Raw genomic sequence first — 986 nt, forward strand, 5'->3', positions numbered from 1 at the left:
CTCCAAATTGACAACCTTAACGCTAAAACTCTGATAGCACCTACACCACCACCACCTACCCCACTATTAAAGAATTTACCACCATCTGCATTTAGTGAAGAATTAGCGGCTATTTCCCAGGCGGAACTGAAATTAAAACAGGCTATGGTTATTTTGAGCAGTCGTTCCAAACTGCTAACAACTGACAACCCAGAACGCCGTGCTGAATTTGAAAAGGCTGGGGCTAGTTTAGCGATCGCTTCCCAAAAGATCCAAGAACAGGATCAAATGATTGTCGCCATGAACGATATGAAAATGCAATCAGAGATATTGCAACATGAACAATCAAAACTAAAAAACTTACAATCTGAATTAGAACAAGCTCGTTCAGAAGTTGACAGAGAACAAGCTAAACTTGATAATTCTGCAATTCTCCAAACTCAGGAATTAGAACAACTACAGACTAATGTTAATTTGGCTGAATCAAATTTACAGGTTGCTAAATCTAAATTAGAAGCCGCTAGAGTTAATCGTCAGATTCAAGAATATCAGGCATCAGTTGAAGAATCAAAGCGATCGCAGTCCCAAACCCAATCCAGACAAGATTTTGAACGGTCTAGGTTACAGTATGAAGAAGCTGTCAGAAATAACGATTATCAACTTGCACAACTGGGTATTTCATTAAGTGCAATTGAGGATAAATTAGCTGATATTCCGATTGTCAGAAGTCCCCGTAATGGGTATATTAAGAAGGTAAAACCTTGGGTGGGTAAAGATGGTAAATACCAAACTACTATTACTATTGTTTCTAATATTTCCCCTAAGAATTGAAGCTACATTAGCGCAAACGACCCAACCCCGACAAACCCCGACACAAACCACGACAAAGCCCGTCAATAAAACTCCGACAAGTCCGACACTAAAGCCTGTAACGCCTGTAAATAATAACGTTGAGACTTCGACAGAGGAAACCGCAGAAGAGCCAGCAGAACCATTAGATCCTGAAG

At 40.1% G+C, this 986-nt stretch carries 1 protein-coding gene and 1 pseudogene; both read left to right on the top strand.

Features of this window, described 5'->3' with window-relative positions:
• A partial coding sequence (locus FJR06_RS16220; RefSeq protein WP_174783489.1) for a hypothetical protein occupies positions 1–810 on the top strand: 810 nt, incomplete at its 5' end.
• Positions 782–986: pseudogene (locus FJR06_RS24030) on the top strand (hypothetical protein); the annotation flags it as partial. The gene FJR06_RS16220 and the pseudogene FJR06_RS24030, both read left to right, overlap by 29 nt.

The organism is Dolichospermum sp. UHCC 0352, from assembly GCF_009711925.1.
GTDB classification, from domain to species: domain Bacteria; phylum Cyanobacteriota; class Cyanobacteriia; order Cyanobacteriales; family Nostocaceae; genus Dolichospermum; species Dolichospermum lemmermannii.